At 56.2% G+C, this 17546-nt stretch carries 15 protein-coding genes; 9 read left to right on the plus strand and 6 right to left on the minus strand.

All coding sequences use genetic code 11. The features are described from left to right. Positions 1 to 183 precede the first annotated feature (183 nt). The gene (locus CRO48_RS30120; RefSeq protein ID WP_097143348.1) at positions 184 to 390 is read right to left on the minus strand and encodes a hypothetical protein; all 207 of its coding nucleotides are present in this window, start codon (positions 388 to 390) and stop codon (positions 184 to 186) included. Positions 391 to 766: 376 nt separating this feature from the next. Between CRO48_RS30120 and CRO48_RS30125 the strand changes: the two genes are divergently transcribed. The 3 genes from CRO48_RS30125 (at position 767) to CRO48_RS30135 (ending at position 3095) form a co-directional block, all read left to right on the plus strand. Next, positions 767 to 1567 carry a hypothetical protein gene (locus CRO48_RS30125; RefSeq protein WP_141402151.1) on the plus strand — a complete coding sequence of 267 codons (801 nt, stop codon included), beginning with the start codon at positions 767 to 769 and terminating at the stop codon, positions 1565 to 1567. Positions 1568 to 1598: 31 nt separating this feature from the next. Continuing rightward, the gene (locus tag CRO48_RS30130) at positions 1599 to 2798 is read left to right on the plus strand and encodes an XRE family transcriptional regulator (RefSeq protein ID WP_097143350.1); all 1200 of its coding nucleotides are present in this window, start codon (positions 1599 to 1601) and stop codon (positions 2796 to 2798) included. Between the two features lie 75 nt (positions 2799 to 2873). Then, positions 2874 to 3095, plus strand: a complete 222-nt coding sequence (locus tag CRO48_RS30135; RefSeq protein WP_097143351.1) for a hypothetical protein — start codon at positions 2874 to 2876, stop codon at positions 3093 to 3095. On the opposite strand, the gene CRO48_RS30140 is transcribed toward CRO48_RS30135, so the two are convergent. The 4 genes from CRO48_RS30140 to CRO48_RS30155 are packed head-to-tail and all read right to left on the minus strand — an operon-like array spanning position 3076 to position 5441. Then, on the minus strand, positions 3076 to 3612 hold the full coding sequence (locus CRO48_RS30140; protein ID WP_141402152.1) for a hypothetical protein: 537 nt from the start codon (positions 3610 to 3612) through the stop codon (positions 3076 to 3078). The genes CRO48_RS30135 and CRO48_RS30140 overlap by 20 nt on opposite strands. Before the next feature lie 28 nt (positions 3613 to 3640). Beyond that, complete coding sequence (locus CRO48_RS30145; RefSeq protein ID WP_097143353.1) at positions 3641 to 4597, minus strand: tyrosine-type recombinase/integrase; 957 nt, start codon at positions 4595 to 4597, stop codon at positions 3641 to 3643. Then, positions 4594 to 5085 (minus strand): hypothetical protein, encoded by a 492-nt coding sequence (locus CRO48_RS30150; protein ID WP_097143361.1) that lies wholly within the window; start codon positions 5083 to 5085, stop codon positions 4594 to 4596. Before CRO48_RS30150 ends, CRO48_RS30145 begins: the two co-directional genes overlap by 4 nt. Positions 5086 to 5099: 14 nt before the next feature. Beyond that, entirely contained in the window at positions 5100 to 5441 is a 342-nt protein-coding gene (locus CRO48_RS30155; RefSeq protein ID WP_097143354.1) for a hypothetical protein, read from the minus strand. 187 nt (positions 5442 to 5628) lie between these two features. On the opposite strand from CRO48_RS30155, the gene CRO48_RS30160 reads away from it, so the two are divergent. The 6 genes from CRO48_RS30160 to CRO48_RS30185 are packed head-to-tail and all read left to right on the plus strand — an operon-like array spanning position 5629 to position 16150. Further along, complete coding sequence (locus tag CRO48_RS30160) at positions 5629 to 5916, plus strand: HigA family addiction module antitoxin (RefSeq protein WP_097143355.1); 288 nt, start codon at positions 5629 to 5631, stop codon at positions 5914 to 5916. A gap of 3 nt (positions 5917 to 5919) precedes the next feature. Continuing rightward, positions 5920 to 8661, plus strand: coding sequence for a DUF499 domain-containing protein (locus tag CRO48_RS30165; RefSeq protein ID WP_097143356.1), 2742 nt, complete (start codon positions 5920 to 5922; stop codon positions 8659 to 8661). Beyond that, positions 8661 to 9650, plus strand: a complete 990-nt coding sequence (locus CRO48_RS30170; RefSeq protein ID WP_097143357.1) for a hypothetical protein — start codon at positions 8661 to 8663, stop codon at positions 9648 to 9650. Before CRO48_RS30165 ends, CRO48_RS30170 begins: the two co-directional genes overlap by 1 nt. A 12-nt stretch (positions 9651 to 9662) precedes the next feature. Then, positions 9663 to 12872, plus strand: coding sequence for a site-specific DNA-methyltransferase (locus CRO48_RS30175; protein ID WP_097143358.1), 3210 nt, complete (start codon positions 9663 to 9665; stop codon positions 12870 to 12872). Next, complete coding sequence (locus CRO48_RS30180; protein WP_097143359.1) at positions 12869 to 13366, plus strand: hypothetical protein; 498 nt, start codon at positions 12869 to 12871, stop codon at positions 13364 to 13366. The genes CRO48_RS30175 and CRO48_RS30180 overlap by 4 nt, the downstream gene beginning before the upstream one ends. Positions 13367 to 13375: 9 nt before the next feature. Continuing rightward, a complete protein-coding gene (locus CRO48_RS30185) occupies positions 13376 to 16150 on the plus strand; it encodes a DEAD/DEAH box helicase (RefSeq protein ID WP_097143360.1) in 2775 nt (924 codons plus the stop codon). A 169-nt stretch (positions 16151 to 16319) separates the two neighbouring features. Here CRO48_RS30185 and CRO48_RS30190 read toward each other — a convergent pair. Continuing rightward, on the minus strand, positions 16320 to 17546 hold a 1227-nt coding region (locus CRO48_RS30190), incomplete at its 5' end, for a BID domain-containing protein (RefSeq protein WP_176526951.1).

Genomic DNA, 17546 nt, shown 5'->3' on the forward strand with positions numbered 1-17546 from the left:
TTGCCCCGCGATCACGGTGAGCGGAAATCATGTGTTTCCCGTCACCTGCAAAATGCCCTTAGCGTGTATTAATGTAGAAATGACCACAGAGCCCCTATATGTAAACAAGGCCGTCACCCGCCTTGTCGGCGATCTTCACGGAGCCTTTCGGGATATAGAAATCGCGTGAGGGGGCGAAACGCATCATTCGGCGTCCTCCCATTCGTCGGCATAGACGGCGGCCGAGCCGATCCCGGCGACCTGACGGGCGCATGTGCCGCCGCAAATGCCGTTCTCATAGGCCGGGAAATACCGGTCATAGGCGGCATCAAAATCCGGCAGCTCACCGCTGAGCCGGGCCAGTTCGCCCGCAAAGCTGAAAAACCATTCCTCGAAAGTAGGTTCGCACATTCCCTTGTCCTTTCTTTCCTTGGACTGCGAAGAAGGACCTCGTCCTGCTTCCCGGGGCCGCGCGAGCGGTGGGATGGAGGGGGAAAATAGCCTTCGCGGGGAACCGGCTGCACGGAACGCAGCGCAAGCGCAGTGGAGGAAGCTGGGCGGAAGGCTATTTTGGGGGCGAGAAGGGCAAGGCCCTCGGTTCCCCCATCAGACAAACGAACTCGCGCAATCGCGCGTCATCTCCCGGCAAGCATGCCGGTAGCACGAAGGATCGTTACCGCTTGTCGGCGGAAACCCGGAACGGGTTTCGTGGAGCTGCGGCACAGCCGCGGCGGAATAGAGCCTGGTCACGGAGAGACGTGCCCATGAGTTTTTCAGGGATGCCAAATTGAAGATCATTCTGCCCACTTGCTCTTTACGCAATTTTTCAATATATGAATCCTGTATTTTGCAATTCGATGCGGAGCGCACTGTGGAGCACTATATCAAAAGACGGTTCCCGCCGGCCTTGTTCAAGAATCTCTTCCTAGATCTGGAAGACCGGTTGAGCGCTTCCGCACTCAAGGCGTTCACGATGGTACGCGACCACGCTGGCCTCGACCCCAAGCCAAGCCGAGAGCTGGAGGGACATGCCCGGTTTCGCATGATGGAGAAGGCGTTTCGAGAAACCTGTGAACTTCACGGTGGCAAGTTGCTCGAGAACGGCATCATTCCGCTCACCGATTTGAAGATCTTCCAGCCTTTCATGCGGTTCGAGGTGAACGGGCAGGGGATCATCTTCGGTCTTGCAGCAATGCCGGAGCCGAAAGCGCTGCCCGTGAAAAACGTGTCGCGCAAGGCTGGCGTAACGCTCAACTACTACCTCTCGCCACGCCTCGACCTTGATGGAACAGGGCCCAAGATCGGTGACATTTTTGTGTTGTTCCTTGTCGCTCGTGACCGTGAGCGGGGCGGAAAGATCAGCGAATTCGCCATCGGTGTGATCGATGCGGCCTATGAGCAATATCTTTTCTACGAGCCGCTCGACAAATACCTTGAAGGTTATGCCGATGAACCGGTAATCGCTCCGGCGCCGTCGTCTGGTACTGGGGCGAAGACACCGATCATCAGCTTGAAAAAGACGATCAAACCGTTTGTACCCCCAGAGCAGCCTGATGGCGACAATGACAACGACCGAGATACGAAGTGACCCGTGCTGATAAAGCCGGGGAAGGAAATGCATGCGTGTAGGAACTCCGGGGTTCGTCCCTGAACGATTGATCGAGGCGAGAGCAGCACGGCGAATTCTAAGCAAGAAGGCATTGGCTACTCTGATCAGCGTCAACCCCAGCACCGTTACCCGCTGGGAGGACGGGACCAGCGCCCCTGATGCCGATGCCTTAGCCGAGTTGGCGGCTCACCTTCACGTTCGCAGAGAGTTTTTTCTTAGACCGGTCGCCAACAGCGACCGGCCTCTGTTTTACCGCACCTTGGCATCGACCTTGGTGAAAGATCTGAATTACCAGGAATCCCAGATGCACTGGCTGCAGGAAATCAGCAGCATCGTGGAGCATTATGTGGATTTCCCAGAGGTCGATATTCCGGACGTATTGCAAGGCGCATCCTATAAGCAGCTCCGTGACGAGGATATCGAGCAGATCGCCTCTGACCTGCGCACGCATTGGAGCGTCGGTGATGGCCCCTGCATCGACATGATGCCGCTGCTTGAGCGCGTAGGATGTATTGTCGGCTCCATTGAGATGGGGACTTCAAAACTAGATGGCCTTTGCAGCTGGGCTCAAGGAGGCAATCGGCCGCATATTTTGCTATCGACGGACAAGATGTCGTTCCCGCGCCGGCAGATGGATGCCGCGCACGAACTCGGTCATGCAATCCTGCATCGCCACGTTACCGAGGAAGAGCTGAAGAAGGATCTCAAGGAGATCGAGCGCCAGGCGTTTCGGTTTGCGAGCGCATTCCTGATGCCCGCAACGACATATTCCTATGAGGTAAAGAGCGCTTCCCTTGCGTCTCTGCTGTCCCTAAAGGAGCGCTGGCGGGTTTCGGTAAAAGCGCAGATACGGCGCCTTTCGGATCTGGACATCATCCCTGCTGACCATGCGACGTCACTGTATAAGCTGTATTCGGCCAAGGGATGGAGCCGGGAAGAACCTCTGGACAAGAACTGGCCAATCTCGGAGCCGACAGTTCTTGCCAACGCCATGCAGCTGATCGTGGACTCGGCCGTGCGCAGCAAGTCCGACCTCCTGAGCGTAGAATTCACCATGAAGGCCGGCGACATCGAAAACCTTACCGCGCTGCCCCCAGGATGGTTCTCAAGAAATGCAGAAGTCATCGGGCTGAAGCTTCGCGAAGCCGTGACAGATCGCACCAGTGGTGGAGCATCGACGATTTTGCCTTTCCCATCGCGGAAGGGATAGGTTTGCGCCAAATGAGGCGCGACCATAGAACTTGCCACGCCCGCGTGGTGGCTATGAATGTAGAAAGAACCTAAGATGACAATGCAAGATTTTCTCAGTCTTGAAGATGGCGGTTATATTTCCCCTGACCAGGCTGCTGCTCTGAACCGCGACTTAGCAGCGAAGGCATTGTCCGACATTGCCCCCGACGATCGTCAAAATGTGCTGGATTATCTCTTGAATGCAATGGCGATCAATTCAGTCGAATACGATATTCGCGAGAAAATTGACGCTCTCATTATGGACTTGCAGAGCTAATAGCCTGTCGGAAGGCGCCCTCCTCGATGGCAGCGTCAAGCCTTTGAAAGGCCGGCTTTATCCCAACCTCAAGAATATCGAGTAGCCCATAATCGTTTGTACGTTGCGCCTCGTTCTGGAACCAAGTTAGCCACTCTACGACACCTTTCTTGCCTTCAATTTTTTCACGCAAAGCTTCCACGACCAGTTTAACGCATACCTCTATAAGATCCGACTTGGCATCCTCCATCTCTTTCTGAAACGAAGCCCTCTTCTTCCGGAGCGATTTCCCAGCATCGAGCGACAGGGTTTTCAATATTTTTGAGAAAGCATCCAGATAGCGACCGGCGGCGTCAAACATAGAAAGAATAATTTCCTGCGCCGATTGGCTCACGCCCGGCATTTTCTTTTTTCTACCACTGACCGAAATTTCCGAAGCCGTCTCGGAGCTGCTATATTCGTGCGCTTGGGACCTCAGCTCGCGCCGGTAGTTGTCGAGAAGGCGAAGCGTCGGTCTATTATGATTAATCTTTGTCATCGCTCGAATCACCCCATAAGCGATTGTTCTAAATCAATATTCGCTCGACTTCATCTAAGCTTACATCATCGCTCCGGCGATCATAAAGCTGCGTAGTGCGGGTAGAAGAGTGATTGGCAATATTGGCTGCCTTCTCTAGCGTTCCACCGTTTTTCAGATAAGCGGTAATACCCGTTGCCCGAAAGGTGTGATTGCACACGGCAGTGCTGATACCTGCCGCGACCGCACGACGTTGAATCATTGCATAGGCGTTGGCTTGGGGCAGGGGATTGCCGGAGAACTGATCAGTGCCGCGCCGGATGGTCTGAAACAACGGCGCTCGGGGCGTACCCTGCAGGCCGGCCGCCTCGATGAAGTCGTCCAGATAGGCTTCAAGCGAATGATGACAGGGCAGTTCGACTTGCTTACCACCTTTTTCATGCAACCGAACCCATAACCGACGGTTCTGGCTGTATACGTCGCGCACCTCCATGCTCGTCGCGGCACCAATCCGGGCGAACGTGTAGGTCATGAGCCCGATCAGGGCGCGATCGCGCTTACCGATCAACTTATCGGTGGAAATGCTGTCCAAGAGCTGACGGGCTTCCTCAGACGAGAGGACAGGGGTCTTGCCCCTTCTACGGGAATGCTTCGGTCCGCGGACGGAATGGGCGGGATTGGACGCCATCGCCTGCCCCATAACGAGCCAGTCGAACAGGTGGCGCACCGCGGCTAGCCGCTGTTTGACGGTTGGTGCCGAGTGCGATCCAGTCAGTTCCTCGACCCAGCCGGCAACATGAATAGGGGTAATCGCGTCGAGCGATTGTGCGCCACGCACATCGCACCAGCCTAAAAACTCGGAAGCAGCTTTGACGTATGATCGGCGGGTATTCGGATTGCGAATCTGGGCTGTGAAGAATTCAAGAAACCGCGTGCGGACCCGTTCTGCGCTTTTCGCAATTGCGACAGGAAATATCTCAGCATCGGATACAGTCACCAAGCTCATTGCGTCCGGCCCCAGGTCCAGCACTCCTCGCGGCAAGCATGATGAAACGCCAGCTCATCCGCAAAGGAGCGGCCGATCCGCCTCGAACCTTCGGCAAAGCCAGAGAGGGCATTTTTTTCCAATTCGCCATCCTGCAGGCCGCTTTGGTTGACGCAGATCGCCGTCAACAGGGGGAGTTGTCGCGCATGACAGATTTCCAGAAGCCGATCCAGATGACCGTGTTTTCCGTTCATCTGGTGACGTGCCTTGCTCCATTCGACACCACTTGCCTTTGCCAGGTCACCATAGGTAATGCAGATCCCAGAGATAGCCGCCTGCTTCAGGGCGGAAAGTGATTTTTCAAGATCTAGCCCCTGACGTTTACCGGAACGCCGGCCGCGCTCTTCAAGGAGTTCATAGTAAAGCGCAGCGTCGGTCTGGCCGCGCTTTTCAAAGTTCGCGATCCACTGATCGATCTCAGCATCTTTCTTATTGGAAAAATCCGTCATCATCGCACCGCTTTTCAAAGGCCGCGCATAATGGTTTCGATCGCAGTAATCGGAACTGCGTCGTCGATGGCGTGAAGGATCGTCCCGTTTTGGGAGCCGTCTCGTATCTCAATCTGCTGCGAAGCATGGTCATAGCGGAAAGCGTAGTCTTTCCCGTTCACCTTGATCCAGAGCATATTGGCTGGCGACCCGGCATATTGGCGTATCCGGATCGAATCCGCATCAGCCCGCCAGATTATACCACCGAGCACGGTTAGCGCCGATCCCTTGACATTACCGGCATGATGCTCGGCTCGGTCCATGACACCTTTTGCGTATTCGTTAAGCTGCTGCACGTCCTTCGCAGTGATCGCCATTCACACTCCCTCCTCTATATATGATAAAGGACATTATCATATATAGAGGAGGGTCGGCAATGCTTCGACATCATGAGAACGACTTATAGTTGCTGGTGGTGCCTAGTTGGTCTAGCTCGTAATCTTGTCGAGTGTCGATTATCAGTATATGGCTGCGTACGGTGAAGTCGCTCGGATTCTTAAGCCAATGCACCCAGGGTCTCTCGTCCGGAAAGATTGCCTTGATAAGCATAACTTGAGCGTGACCGAAGCTGCGCGAGTCTTGGGCGTGGATCGGCAGACGCTCAGCAATTTGCTTAATGGGCGTTCGGGTATCTCGCCCGAGATGGCACTCCGTTTAGAGAAAGCCTTCGGGCGATCAGCCCGCGATTGGTTAGTGCAGCAACTCGATCATGAGTTGGCGGAGGTCAGGCGTCGGGCAGATGAAATTAGGGTTGAGCCTTTCCGTGCTTCAACCGCGGAAGGTGGAGTATAGGTCATGTTAGGGCTAACTTTAAGAGAGGAATTTCGGGGGAAGCGCCTTAAAGGCACAGCCATCGAACTGTCAAATGATCAGCAAACGGGGGCGACCCAGATTGCTGCTAAGCAGTTCCTCGAGATCACTTATCCCACTCATGACTTACTGAAAGGGATTGAGGCGGTAGGCCCCAACCAAGGTCGCCCTGTAGTGGTTATCGGGGACCGTGGTCTCGGTAAATCGCACTTGATGGCAGCGCTCTATCATGCGGTAACTGATCCCACATCAACAGGGGCCTGGCTCAGGGAGTGGGCCACGAGGCTGGCCGATCCGAACATCGGCAGCATCGCGCTGCGTGACGGGATGCACGTCATCGGAGAAAGCTTGCACCGTCAACGCTACAAGTTTCTGTGGGACGTATTGTTCGACAACCATCCCCACGGTTCTTTCATTAAGGGCAAATGGGAAGGTCAGGGGACATCCAAGACCGAAATTCCATCCGATAAGCTCATCATGGAGCTACTTGAGCGCAAGCCTACGATGCTGCTTCTGGACGAATTTCAGACATGGTACGATGGCCTGACGAACACCAAACAATATCCGTGGAAGCATTGGGCGTTCAATTTTATACAGATCCTTTCTGAGATTGCCAAAGAACGCCCTGACCTTTTGGTGTTGGTGATTTCGGTGAGGAATGGCGGCAGTGACGCATATCAGCAGGTACATCGCGTAAACCCGGTAGCCATTGATTTCAAAGCGGGCGGTAGCGCAGAGCGCATCCAGCAGGATCGTCGCCGTATGCTGCTGCATCGCTTGTTCGATAATCGCCTTCAGATCGCCAATGGCGCTATTGAAGGACTCATCACGCAGCACGTTTCCGAGTCTTTCCGACTTCTCGAAGTGCCATCAGCCGAACAAGAGCGCAAACGTCAGGAATTTACTGAGTCGTGGCCCTACGCCCCACATCTGTTACGCTTGCTCGAGGAGCAGGTGCTTATCGCCACCGACGCGCAGGAGACGCGCGATCTAATCCGAATCTTGGCGAACCTGTTCAAGAGCCGTGGCGAGAATGCCCCACTGCTTACTGCCGCCGATTTCCGGCTCGATGACGATACTTCGGGCATCGGCGCTTTGCTAGAAGCTGTCGCCAACCAGCATCATCGTACTCTTCGTGAGAAGGCGCAGCAGAATATTATCTCAGTGACGGAAGCGAGGCACGATCACGCCAATGTTACGCCGCATCTGCAAGAGATCGTCGGCGCGTTATGGCTACGTTCAATTGCCGTTGGCAATCTTGCCGGAGCGGAACCAGCCATGCTGCAACTGGATATCACCCGCAATAAGCCGGTGGATGACAACGCTTTTCAAGTCGAACTTGCGACCATTGTTGAGAACAGTTTCAACATCCACCAGGAGGGCACCAAGCTGCTTTTCCGGGAGGAGGAAAACCCCCGCGCCAAAGTGATCGCTTACGCGCGCAACGACAAGCTGTTCGCCGATGGATCCGATCAAGCGCAGCTTGCCAAACAGGTCCGCTACGTTATTGCAGGCAGCGACGAGGTTGCCAAGAATTTTCGCGTGATCGCTCTGCCTAGAAATTGGGCCACCAATCCGTGGACCTTGCTCGATGATGCCGAGCATCCTGACCGATGGGACGATCGCCTTCCCATTCTTGTACTGCCCGATGAACCTGACAAGCTTGATGCGACATTGGGGCGTTGGCTCAAGGATCAATTACAGAAGCGCCGCAACACGGTGCGTTTTCTGTTGCCACGTGCCGGCAGCACAAATGCGTTTCTGGATCGCGAGCTGCTTATTCTTGCCCGGGCTGAAATGAAGGCGCAGGAGTGGGGTAGCCAAAATCCTGAATACAGGAAGCTGCATAAGGAATTTGAGAGCACCCTTCGCGACAACCTTAAGAAACGGTTCGATCGCTTTGCGGTCCTGTCGCGCTGGAATTTCGCTGACCCAGCGCAATGCAAATTCAGCGTTGAACGTCTCGACAAACAAGGGTCACAGATCCCCGAGGCAATCGAGGAGGCGTTGATCAGCGATCTTTTTGTACCCGAGGACTTCGAAGAGTTGGTGATCGAGTTCGCCAACAACAACGAAGCGGTCGGCAAGTTACTGCGCGAGTTGCAAGAGCCCCGCCCTGCTGGGCAGGATTGCATTCCGTGGTTAGGCGAAACCGCGATGAAAGAGCGCCTGCTGCGCCTGTGTGCCAAGGGAAAGATCTCTCTCAACGTGCGCGGGATGGAGTATCTGCAAACCGATCCAGGCGAGGATGAGGATACGGCATGGCAACGCCTGCGCCCCAAGCTCTCGCTCACGGGGAGGCATCTCGACGACGTATTCGTGATGCTGCCCTCCGCCGTTTCTGTGACGGGCGGGGCTGCTCAGTCATCGCCACCAACGGAGGTAGGAGGCGGGATTTTTGTTGGCGACGGTACAGCTGTGCCGCCACCCCTCACACCGCCTATATCCGGTGGCGATGGGATGACAACTGCTCCCAATCCTGCGCCGGGCGGTATCTTTGGCAGTAACGGCCTCACCGCTCCATCGCGCATCCCGCTCGCCAATCCGGCTACCTCGCCCTTGAACCTGATCGGCAAGATTGAGAGTTGGGGTATCGGGCCAGCCACGCGCGTTGCCGATGTGTCAATCAAAGTGTCGGCCGCCACCGGCGCGCAGCTCAAGGAATTGCTCAGAAAGTTGCCAGACGGTATGACCTTTGAGCTGAACCTTGAGAAAGAGGGCGATTAATGGCCCTGTCGGTCAGCGCTCTGCACACTCTTGAGCAAGGCACGGAAACTGATGCCTGGAAGATCATTGTCGGCCACGCGGTCGACGTGGCATCAAAGCCCCTGGCCATAGCAAATGCGGCTAGCGAGGTGGTCCGACGCGACCGCGAAATCGGTGAGTTGGATCTGTTCCTGTCATCCAGTGGTTGGGATTTGTGGCGAGCCTTCGGCGGAAGCGTCGAAAGGACTTCGGATCGACTAAAACGCTGGTGGGAGGAACCCTTCAGCGCTAAGGCGCTGCTGATCCTTGATGGTCTATCGCTGCGTGAATTGCCATGGCTGTTGCAGGAGGCCAAGGAGCGCGGCTTTACGCTTCATGAGGTTAGCGCCCATGGTTCCGAGCTGCCGGGCGAAACCGACCAATTTGCACGTGCTCTCGGCTTTGCCAGCCGCAGCAAGCTCCAGAACAATGGCGGTGGTCTAGCTCATCGGCTGCAACCAGCACAGACCGAAACAGTCGATCTGCCGTGGAAGGACTGCGAGGCCCTAATCGGCAATGCGCCAAATCAAATTTTCTGGCACCATTGGCCCGATGCCAAACTGCATGATGGCTCGGGCGCCGGCCAGGGGCTGGAGCAATTGACACGAAATACTGCCGAGCAGCTAACTAGCGATGATTTCTGGGCATTTGTGGAACGCCTTGCTACCGGGCGGCGATTGGTCATCACCTCCGACCACGGCTATGCCGCCACAGGATACTTCCCAGATGCGGACGGCGAGGTCGGTCAGTTTCTAAAACAAACCTTTTCCAGCGGGCGCAGCACGCCTGGTGCAGGTGATACCGGCCCCTTCGTGCCGCCCGTAGCACTGCAAATCGACAGCCCGCACGGCGCGCACCTGTTGGCGTTAGGCCGCAGAAAATGGCGCAGTCCCGGCGGTTACCCGACGCTCACGCATGGCGGTCTATCGTTGTTGGAGGTGTTGTCACCCTTCGTCGAGTTGACCAAGTAAGGATTACGGTTGATGGCCACCAAAAAAGAAATACTCGCGCAAGAGGTCACCAGAGCTGTCGGAGCGGGCAAGGCTGTTGCACTTGAAACTGTCGATTTTAACGATCCGAACCGCCCCAAAACCTGCCTTGAGATCGATTTCCCGATTTTGCCGGTCAACCAGGTTGCAGTGATCGAAGGCAATGCGGGTAAGCCGATCTACCAAATGTCAAAGTGGTGGGCACGACGCCGCTCCAGCGTGTTCCGCTCCATGTTGATTGCCGCAGCGACCAAGGCGCCGGAAGATCCTTCCCATGCAGCCAAGCTGGTGTGGGACAACTATTACGCTAATCACCAAAAGAAGGGAGCGTTCAAGAACCTCAAGGTTGCAGATATCTTCATGGGTGGCGGCACGACACTAGTGGAAGGTTCGCGCCTCGGGATGCAAATGCTCGGCAACGACCTGAACCCTGTGGCATGGTTTGTGGTCAAGCAGGAACTAGCCGACGTCGATCTGGATGAAGTGAAGAAGCTCCTCGCCGACATCGAGGCCGAGGTTAAGCCGCAGATCATACCGTACTATTACTGTGACGGCCCGGAAGATGAAAAAGGTACCTGGACGCATCTACCGACGAACAAAGTGATGCCTGCCGACTTCGACCCGCTCTCTATCCCCCGCGATCAACGAAAAGACTATAAATATGAGGGCCCGGAGATTATCTACACCTTCTGGGCCAAGCATGGGCCGTGTCAGGTAACGGGCTGCGGCCATCGCACACCAATCATGACCAGTCCAGTGATGGCGGTAAAGACGCTCACCGTCAAGCACTGGGAACATAGCTGCCGCAAGTGCGGCACTGACTTCCATGTCGAGGAAGATGCCGCGCGGATGGCGCCCGATGTGCCGCTGTATGTCGCGCCGGATGAGACACCATATTCCGTGCTGGATCCAAAGAAGCGTGTAGTCTGCCCAAGTTGCGGTCATGCCGAGATGATTAAGCTCGGTAAAGGCAAGAACAAAAAGGTGCAACTGAGCCTCTTGTTGCAGCCGCAATGGTTGGCCGGCGAGGCGAAGCAGGATGCGAGCGGCCGTCCTTACGGCGGTTCTACGCGAGATGATTTGGCGACGACCACCCGTTGGGACAAGGTACGCGCCTCGAATATTCGTTTGTTGGAAGTGCGTGGCAAGCTGCCTGACGAGGTGACTGACCCGGAAACGGGCGTCACCTTTGCGTCAGGACAAGGTACTGTACCGAGACCTGCCAACTTCGCCTGCGCGGCATGCGGTACAGTGCAGCCCATCGTTGATTCAATAGAAGCAACACAGAAAACGGCCCCTTCGAGCATTTTCGCCATCCAAGGCTATGCGCCTAAACGCGCTGCTGCAGGTAAGCCCTATAATGGCCGCTTCTTCGCTCCGGTAAATTTGGCGAGTGCTAATCAGTATGACTCTGCTTTCGCAGAGTGGGAAGAACGCAAAGAAACCGATCTTAAAGATTATTGGCCTCGGAGCGACATTCCATTTGGGCATATGACCCACCAACGCCAGCCACTACCTCGCCACGGTTATCTTAGCTGGTCGGATATGTTCAATCCACGCCAGTTACTCGTTCACGCACAATTGTTAAAAGCAATTGTGAACGCTGGAAATTATGATTGGGAAATTAGGGAGTATGTATTAGGCGCATTTCAGCAATATCTTCGAAACCAGAGCCTGTTTACACTTTGGAACGTGCAGGGAGACAAGCTGGAACCCCAGTTCGCCAACAATAATTTTCATCCCAAGTCCACGATGATTGAGAACTGTGTGTTCCCGAATTTGGGTCGAGGCAATTGGGCCTCCTGCATCGAGGGAATTATTGAGGGGCGAGAGTGGACTCTTGATCCATGGGAAGCGGTCGGTACTGAATCGTTAAAGCGTCGCAACCCGGATCTTTCGAGTCAGATTACGGGTAAAAGTGAAAAGGTATATCCTGGAGATCCCGTTGGTAACGTAAAGTTATATCAAGGATCTTCGACGGATCTAGCGCATATTTCCGATGCCAGCCTTGATCTGGTCATCACTGATCCACCCTTCGGTGGCTTGTTGCACTATTCGGAGCTGTCAGACTTCTTCTACGTCTGGCTGCGACTTGTGTTGAAGGACAAATACCCGGACTACTTCCAAGCTGAATACACGCCAAAATCACTTGAAGCGGTTGCCAATAAGGCGCGCGAACCGGAAGACCCAGATGGCTTCTATCAACGCCTACTCACGCAGTGCTGGCGAGAGGCCCACCGTGCGCTCAAGCCCAGTGGTATCCTGGCCTTCACCTTCCATCATAGCGAAGATGAGCCGTGGGTTGCGGTGCTGGAGTCGCTGTTTGACGCCGGCTACTACCTCGAAGCAACCTATCCGATCCGTTCGGACGAGACCAAGGGCGACGGCGAGTTTGGCTCGAAAACCATCGAGTATGACATCATCCACGTCTGCCGCAAACGCACGGAAGAACCAAAGCCGGTGAGCTGGGGCCGGATGCGGCGTGAGGTGATGGGCGACGTGCGCCAATTGCAGGCCATGCTAGAAAACCATGCAAAGGAGGGCCTGCCCGCCGCGGACCTTCAGGTCATCCGGCGTGGCAAGGCGTTGGAATATTTCTCGCGCCATTACGGCAAGGTCTATGTAGATGAAGGGCGAGCCATCTCTGTTAAGGACGCGCTTGTCGGCATCAACCAACTCATCGACGAGGATGCTGACAAGGGCAAGGAACCGCCGCCAGTTAACGCTGAGCCAATCACGCGCCAGTTTCTGCGCACCTTCGGCAGCGCAGTCGATCTCCAGCGCGACCAGTTGCAGAAATTCCTAAAAGGGTCGATCACCACAACGGATGAGTTCGTGCAGCGTGGCTGGTGCTCAGAGAAGAACAAAGTTTTCACGCGTGCCGCTCCATTGGATTTCACGCGGGAATGGTCAGGAAAACACCGCCGTCGCCTGACATCCGATATGGACCAGGCGCTGGTACTCATCGGAGCGTGCTTCGACAACAGCGGGATCAATGCCTCTGACACGTTGAAGAATGAAAACTTCAAGCCGCACGTCGCGTTGCGACCGCTTCTGGAATGGTTTCATCGCAACGGCCCAGACCAAGTCACTCGCAACGCAGCCTCTCGAGCAGTGTCGATCTATAAAACCTGGCAATCCAGCCAAGCGCCTCAGCCCGTTCAGGCGTCTCTGTTTGATGACGACGAGGATTATACGCGATGAGGCAACTGCTGGACACGGTATGGCAGCGGCGCGGCGCCAGTTGGGTGTGGGACGAGGAAGCCCGCAACCAGATTTGCGCGGCTAGCGAGGTTTGGAGCCTGAGGCAGTTTCTGCGAGCGGTCGGCAACTGGCCGGACGATCTGCCAAGCAATGGAGGCAAGACGCTGGTGGTTGCGGGGCTGGATGGTAGCCTCGACCTGCTTACCCCGACGGATGCAGAGGCATGGCTGGGTGACGCAATCAAACCCGCGATCCTTTCCTTTCAGGATGAGTACGAAGGCGACGCCGCGCTGGCCTTCTGGTTGCCCAGCGGCCACAACCGCATAAAGGCGCAGGCGGCCACCGATGAGGTGAGCTGGTTGTGCCATGCGCCGCATGGCCATCAGATCGACTTCGGACGCGTTCTGTGGGGACAGGCCAACGAATATCCTCAGGAGATCTTACTTCGCGATGGCGGAAAGCCGGCAGGTCTGTTCCATCTGCGGATAACGTGAGGTGGTGGCGTGACGGCAGAGGTTCATTTCCAGCCTGGTGAGCGCATCACCCATAACGAGCATGGTCAGGGCGTCGTTCTTGAGCAGGCTCGTGATGGCTATCTACGGGCCTTCTTCAGTGTCGGCGAACGCCGTGTCCCGATAGCTTCACTGCGGCATGAGCTAACGCGCACCGAACGCATCCTGCGGGCGGTAGCGGGCAGCACGGAGCGCGTTCGCAAGGCGTGGCTATCTTACGAAGCGCACGCACTTCCTGTAATGGAAAGCGCAGCAGCTCTGACCTCAGCCAAGATCGACCTGCTACCGCACCAGGTTGTACTCACTCACCGCATCGCCACGGCCTCACCCCGGCGTTATCTGATCGCCGACGAGGTGGGTTTGGGTAAAACCATCGAAACCGCACTGATCCTGCGCGAGCTTGCCAGTCGGGGCGAATTAAACCGCGCTTTGATGGTCGTTCCCGCTGGCCTCGTAAATAACTGGCACCGCGAACTGAACGAGGTGTTCAATCTCGATTTCGAGGTTTTCGGCTCCGAGGGCGATATAACTGATCGCAAGACCAACGCTTTTGCAAAGCACGATAGGCTAATCGCCAGCATCGACACATTGAAGCGACCGGCGCGCATCAAGCGGCTACTAGATGCGCCGCGATGGGATTTGGTGGTGTTCGACGAAGCGCATCACCTGACTGCCTACCGTACTGGGGGAAAGGTTCGGAAGACAGAGAACTATAAGCTGGCGGAGGCGTTGAAGGATCATTCGCGCGATCTGCTTCTGCTCTCGGCCACACCGCACCAAGGCAACCATTTTCAGTTCTGGATGCTGGCGCAGTTGCTGAATCCGACGTTGTTCCGCAGCCCCGAAGAGATGGTGGACAATCGCCATCGGCTCAACACAGTGATGTTCCGTCGTACTAAAGCCGACGCTTGCCAACCGGATGGCTCACCGTTGTTCGCTCGGCGTTGGGTCCACACTGAATCCTTCATTATGGCGCAGGAAGAGCGTCTATTTTACGAAAAGCTGCGCGAATACCTAGAGGACGGCTTCGATCTCGCGCGCCGCCAGGGCAACCAGGGGCGGGCACTTGGGTTCCTGATGGCGATCTTCCAGAAGATTGCCGCGTCAAGCTTTGCTGCCGTGCGCCGCACGCTAAAGCGACGCTTGTTGATGCTAACGCTGCATGAGGCGTTGCTACGTGACAAGGAATTGGACATCGAAGGTCGGGAGAGGCTGACAGAGGAGGCGCGGGAACTAATCCACCAGGAATTCAATTTGCCGCGCGACAGCATTGGGCGTAGCGAGGTGGATCGCGTGCTGGCCGACTTGAAATATAGGCTGGTCAAGAAGCTGGACGAGGAGGCTTTGGAGATGGCTTCTGATCCCTATGACAGCGAATATTTAGCCTCGCACGCAGAAGAGGCCGCTTCCGCGGTTGTCAATCTGCACCTGCCGGAAGAGCGCCTGCGTATTGGCGATCTTCTGCGCGTGTTTCCGCCTCAGCGAGAAACTAAAATGCAGAAGCTGCTCGACGGCTTAGGGACGCTTTGGCGCCAAAACCAGAACGAGAAGATCGTGATCTTCGCCACCTATCTTGGTACGGTGGACATGATCTCCCGCGAAATCGAGCAGACCTTCCCCGGTCAGGGCGTTGTGGTGCTACGCGGAGGAGATCATGGAGCCAAGGCGGCGGCAGAGCGTCGTTTCCGCCAAAAGGATGGACCTCGCGTGCTAGTCTGCACAGCAGCAGGCCGTGAAGGTATCAACCTGCAATTCGCGCGTATCCTGTTTAACTTCGACTTGCCGTGGAACCCGATGGACATGGAACAGCGCATCGGGCGCATCCACCGCTATGGACAGAGCCACACGGCACAAGTTTATAACCTCGTTCTCTCGGACACAATTGAAGGACGCATCTTCCTGCTGCTTGACGAGAAGCTGACCGAAATCGCGCGGACAGTGGGCAAGGTCGATGAGCAGGGTAATGTTGCGGAGGATATGCGGGCGCAGATTCTTGGGCAGCTATCTGAGCGTTTGAACTACGATCGCCTGTATCAAGAGGCACTCTCTGATCCAGAATTGAAGCGAACCGAGGTGGAACTAGAGGCCGCGCTCTCCAATTCTCGTGAAGCAAGGCAAGTTGTCTTCGATCTTTTTCAGGACCTCGATGGTTTCAGTTTGGATGACTACAAGCCGTTTTCGGACGTGTCATCCAGTTTGGATAGGCTGTTGCGTTTCTTCACGGCAGCCGTCGCGGATCGCCAACAGAAGCTTGTGAAGGTGGATGATAGTACATACGATCTCGTCACCTCTGAAGGCACCCACCTCGCCCGCTTCACCCTGAATCGTGAGGCGGCAACAAGTCAGGATGATCTGCAACTTATGGGGATAGACCATCCGCTGGTGCAGGATGAGTTAGGGCGTTGGCGCACCGTGCCCCCGGAGGAGATCGGCATTGCCGTATCGGGCGATGTTGAAGGACCAGTGCTGCTATCGCTGTGGATAGTGGAAACGTCTGCAGGGAATGGTGAACGTCGTACAGTGGTGCAGCCAATTGCCATTAATCCGGACGGAACGCGTTTCCCTGCGGTTGAGCGTCTTTGTGATAAATATCTCCATGGACTTGCGGCTTCGCCAGCCTTCCAACCCGAACAGCGCGCGGATTTGTTCGGTCGAGTCGTTGAGCCAACTTTGCAGCGTGAGCTAAAGCACAAGGGGGCAGCGAATGGTGATGGCAGTTATTCATCCGAATTGATCGGATATGTTGAAATAACTCCCTCGATCTGACGTATAATCGGAAATCCGCGAGCATCGCCGACCATGGTCTTGGGAAATCATCGTCGATGAGGCCGGCTCGTCGCGCCAACGGGGATCTTGCCGGCAATCAGGTTTCATTTCCCAGCGGGTGAATCCGAGCTTCGGCGGCCCTATATCAGTGTTTCAGATCATTATCATCCTACCGGCCCAGCCCAAGTCCCTGCGACCGGGTGAGTTGCTGTTTCAGGACGTGGTCATGGGTCAGCTCGGCCATGCGCGTGCGCTCCACCATGCGTGCGGTCGTCTTGATCTGCTCGGCCTGCTTCGCCAGCTCTGGACGCTTCCCAAGCTCCTTGGCGAAACTGCGAGGATCGGAATTACCGAATCGCTGCGTGAGCGCATTAGCGACCTGCTTGGCCTCCTCGAGCGCGGTCTGACCCTCCGGGGACGATCGCAGCTCCGCGATAAACTGGCCGCGTTTCTCGACCGGCGTTTTTTCCACCTGGGCGATTATTTCGGCGCTACGCGATGTAAGGCCGGGAACCTCGATCACGTCACGCTTTTCACGCTGCCATTGTTCACTCGTGCGTTCTTCTTCAAGCCGCCGCTCCCAGGCCTCGGAGACATAGCCGATATGGGCGGAAATCGACCTGGCATAATGCAGCGCCTCTTTCCGCTCCTTGTTGTTCCCGAACATGCCAGACTTGCCGCGTAATTCCCCGAACCGCTCCGGCTGCTCGGCCATGGACTTTGCCATGATCTTACCGTTGCCCTCCTTCTCGGTGATGGCGGTGCGTAGCCGGCCGGCCACCTCAGCCGGATCGCGAAATACATGCTGCGATATAGACTCCACCGTGTCGAAACTCTGCTCGATGACGGACATCGCCTTTTCGCGGGCAACGTCCTCGATGCTGCGATCGTGCCGCGTGATCGCCGGTACAAGGGGAGCGGGCTTGTCGGACTCCGGCTGCAATCCGCTGCGCTCTCCGCCCCGATCGCTGGCCGCCGCACGGCCCTCGCCGTCGCTGGCCGGCGACATGGCCTCTGACCACCCGACGCGACGAGAACCCTCCCTCCCCCCTTCCCAACCGTCCTGCCGATCGCCACCAATATTCGGGGCGAGATCCTTGCGAGGATTCTCGCGGCGAACAGGGCCGACCAGATCGCCGGCACGTTCCTCATGAAGATGCTGGCGCTCTGATGGCGGGCCTTGGCGCTCCTTTGAGGCAGGAGCAAGTTCGATTTCGCTTCTAACCCCGAACTGTTCCGCGATCCCGCGCCGCTCGGCAAAGTCCTTGATATAGTCCAGCGTGGTTTCCTTCGCGCCTGAATGCGTATTCCGATGAAGCCGGCCATTGATTCCGAAACGAAGCCGGCCACCCATTCCGATTTCATTCCGGCCAGCATTCCGATTTGAAGCCGGCCA

This window comes from Rhizobium subbaraonis (assembly GCF_900220975.1).
Taxonomy (GTDB): domain Bacteria; phylum Pseudomonadota; class Alphaproteobacteria; order Rhizobiales; family Rhizobiaceae; genus Mycoplana; species Mycoplana subbaraonis.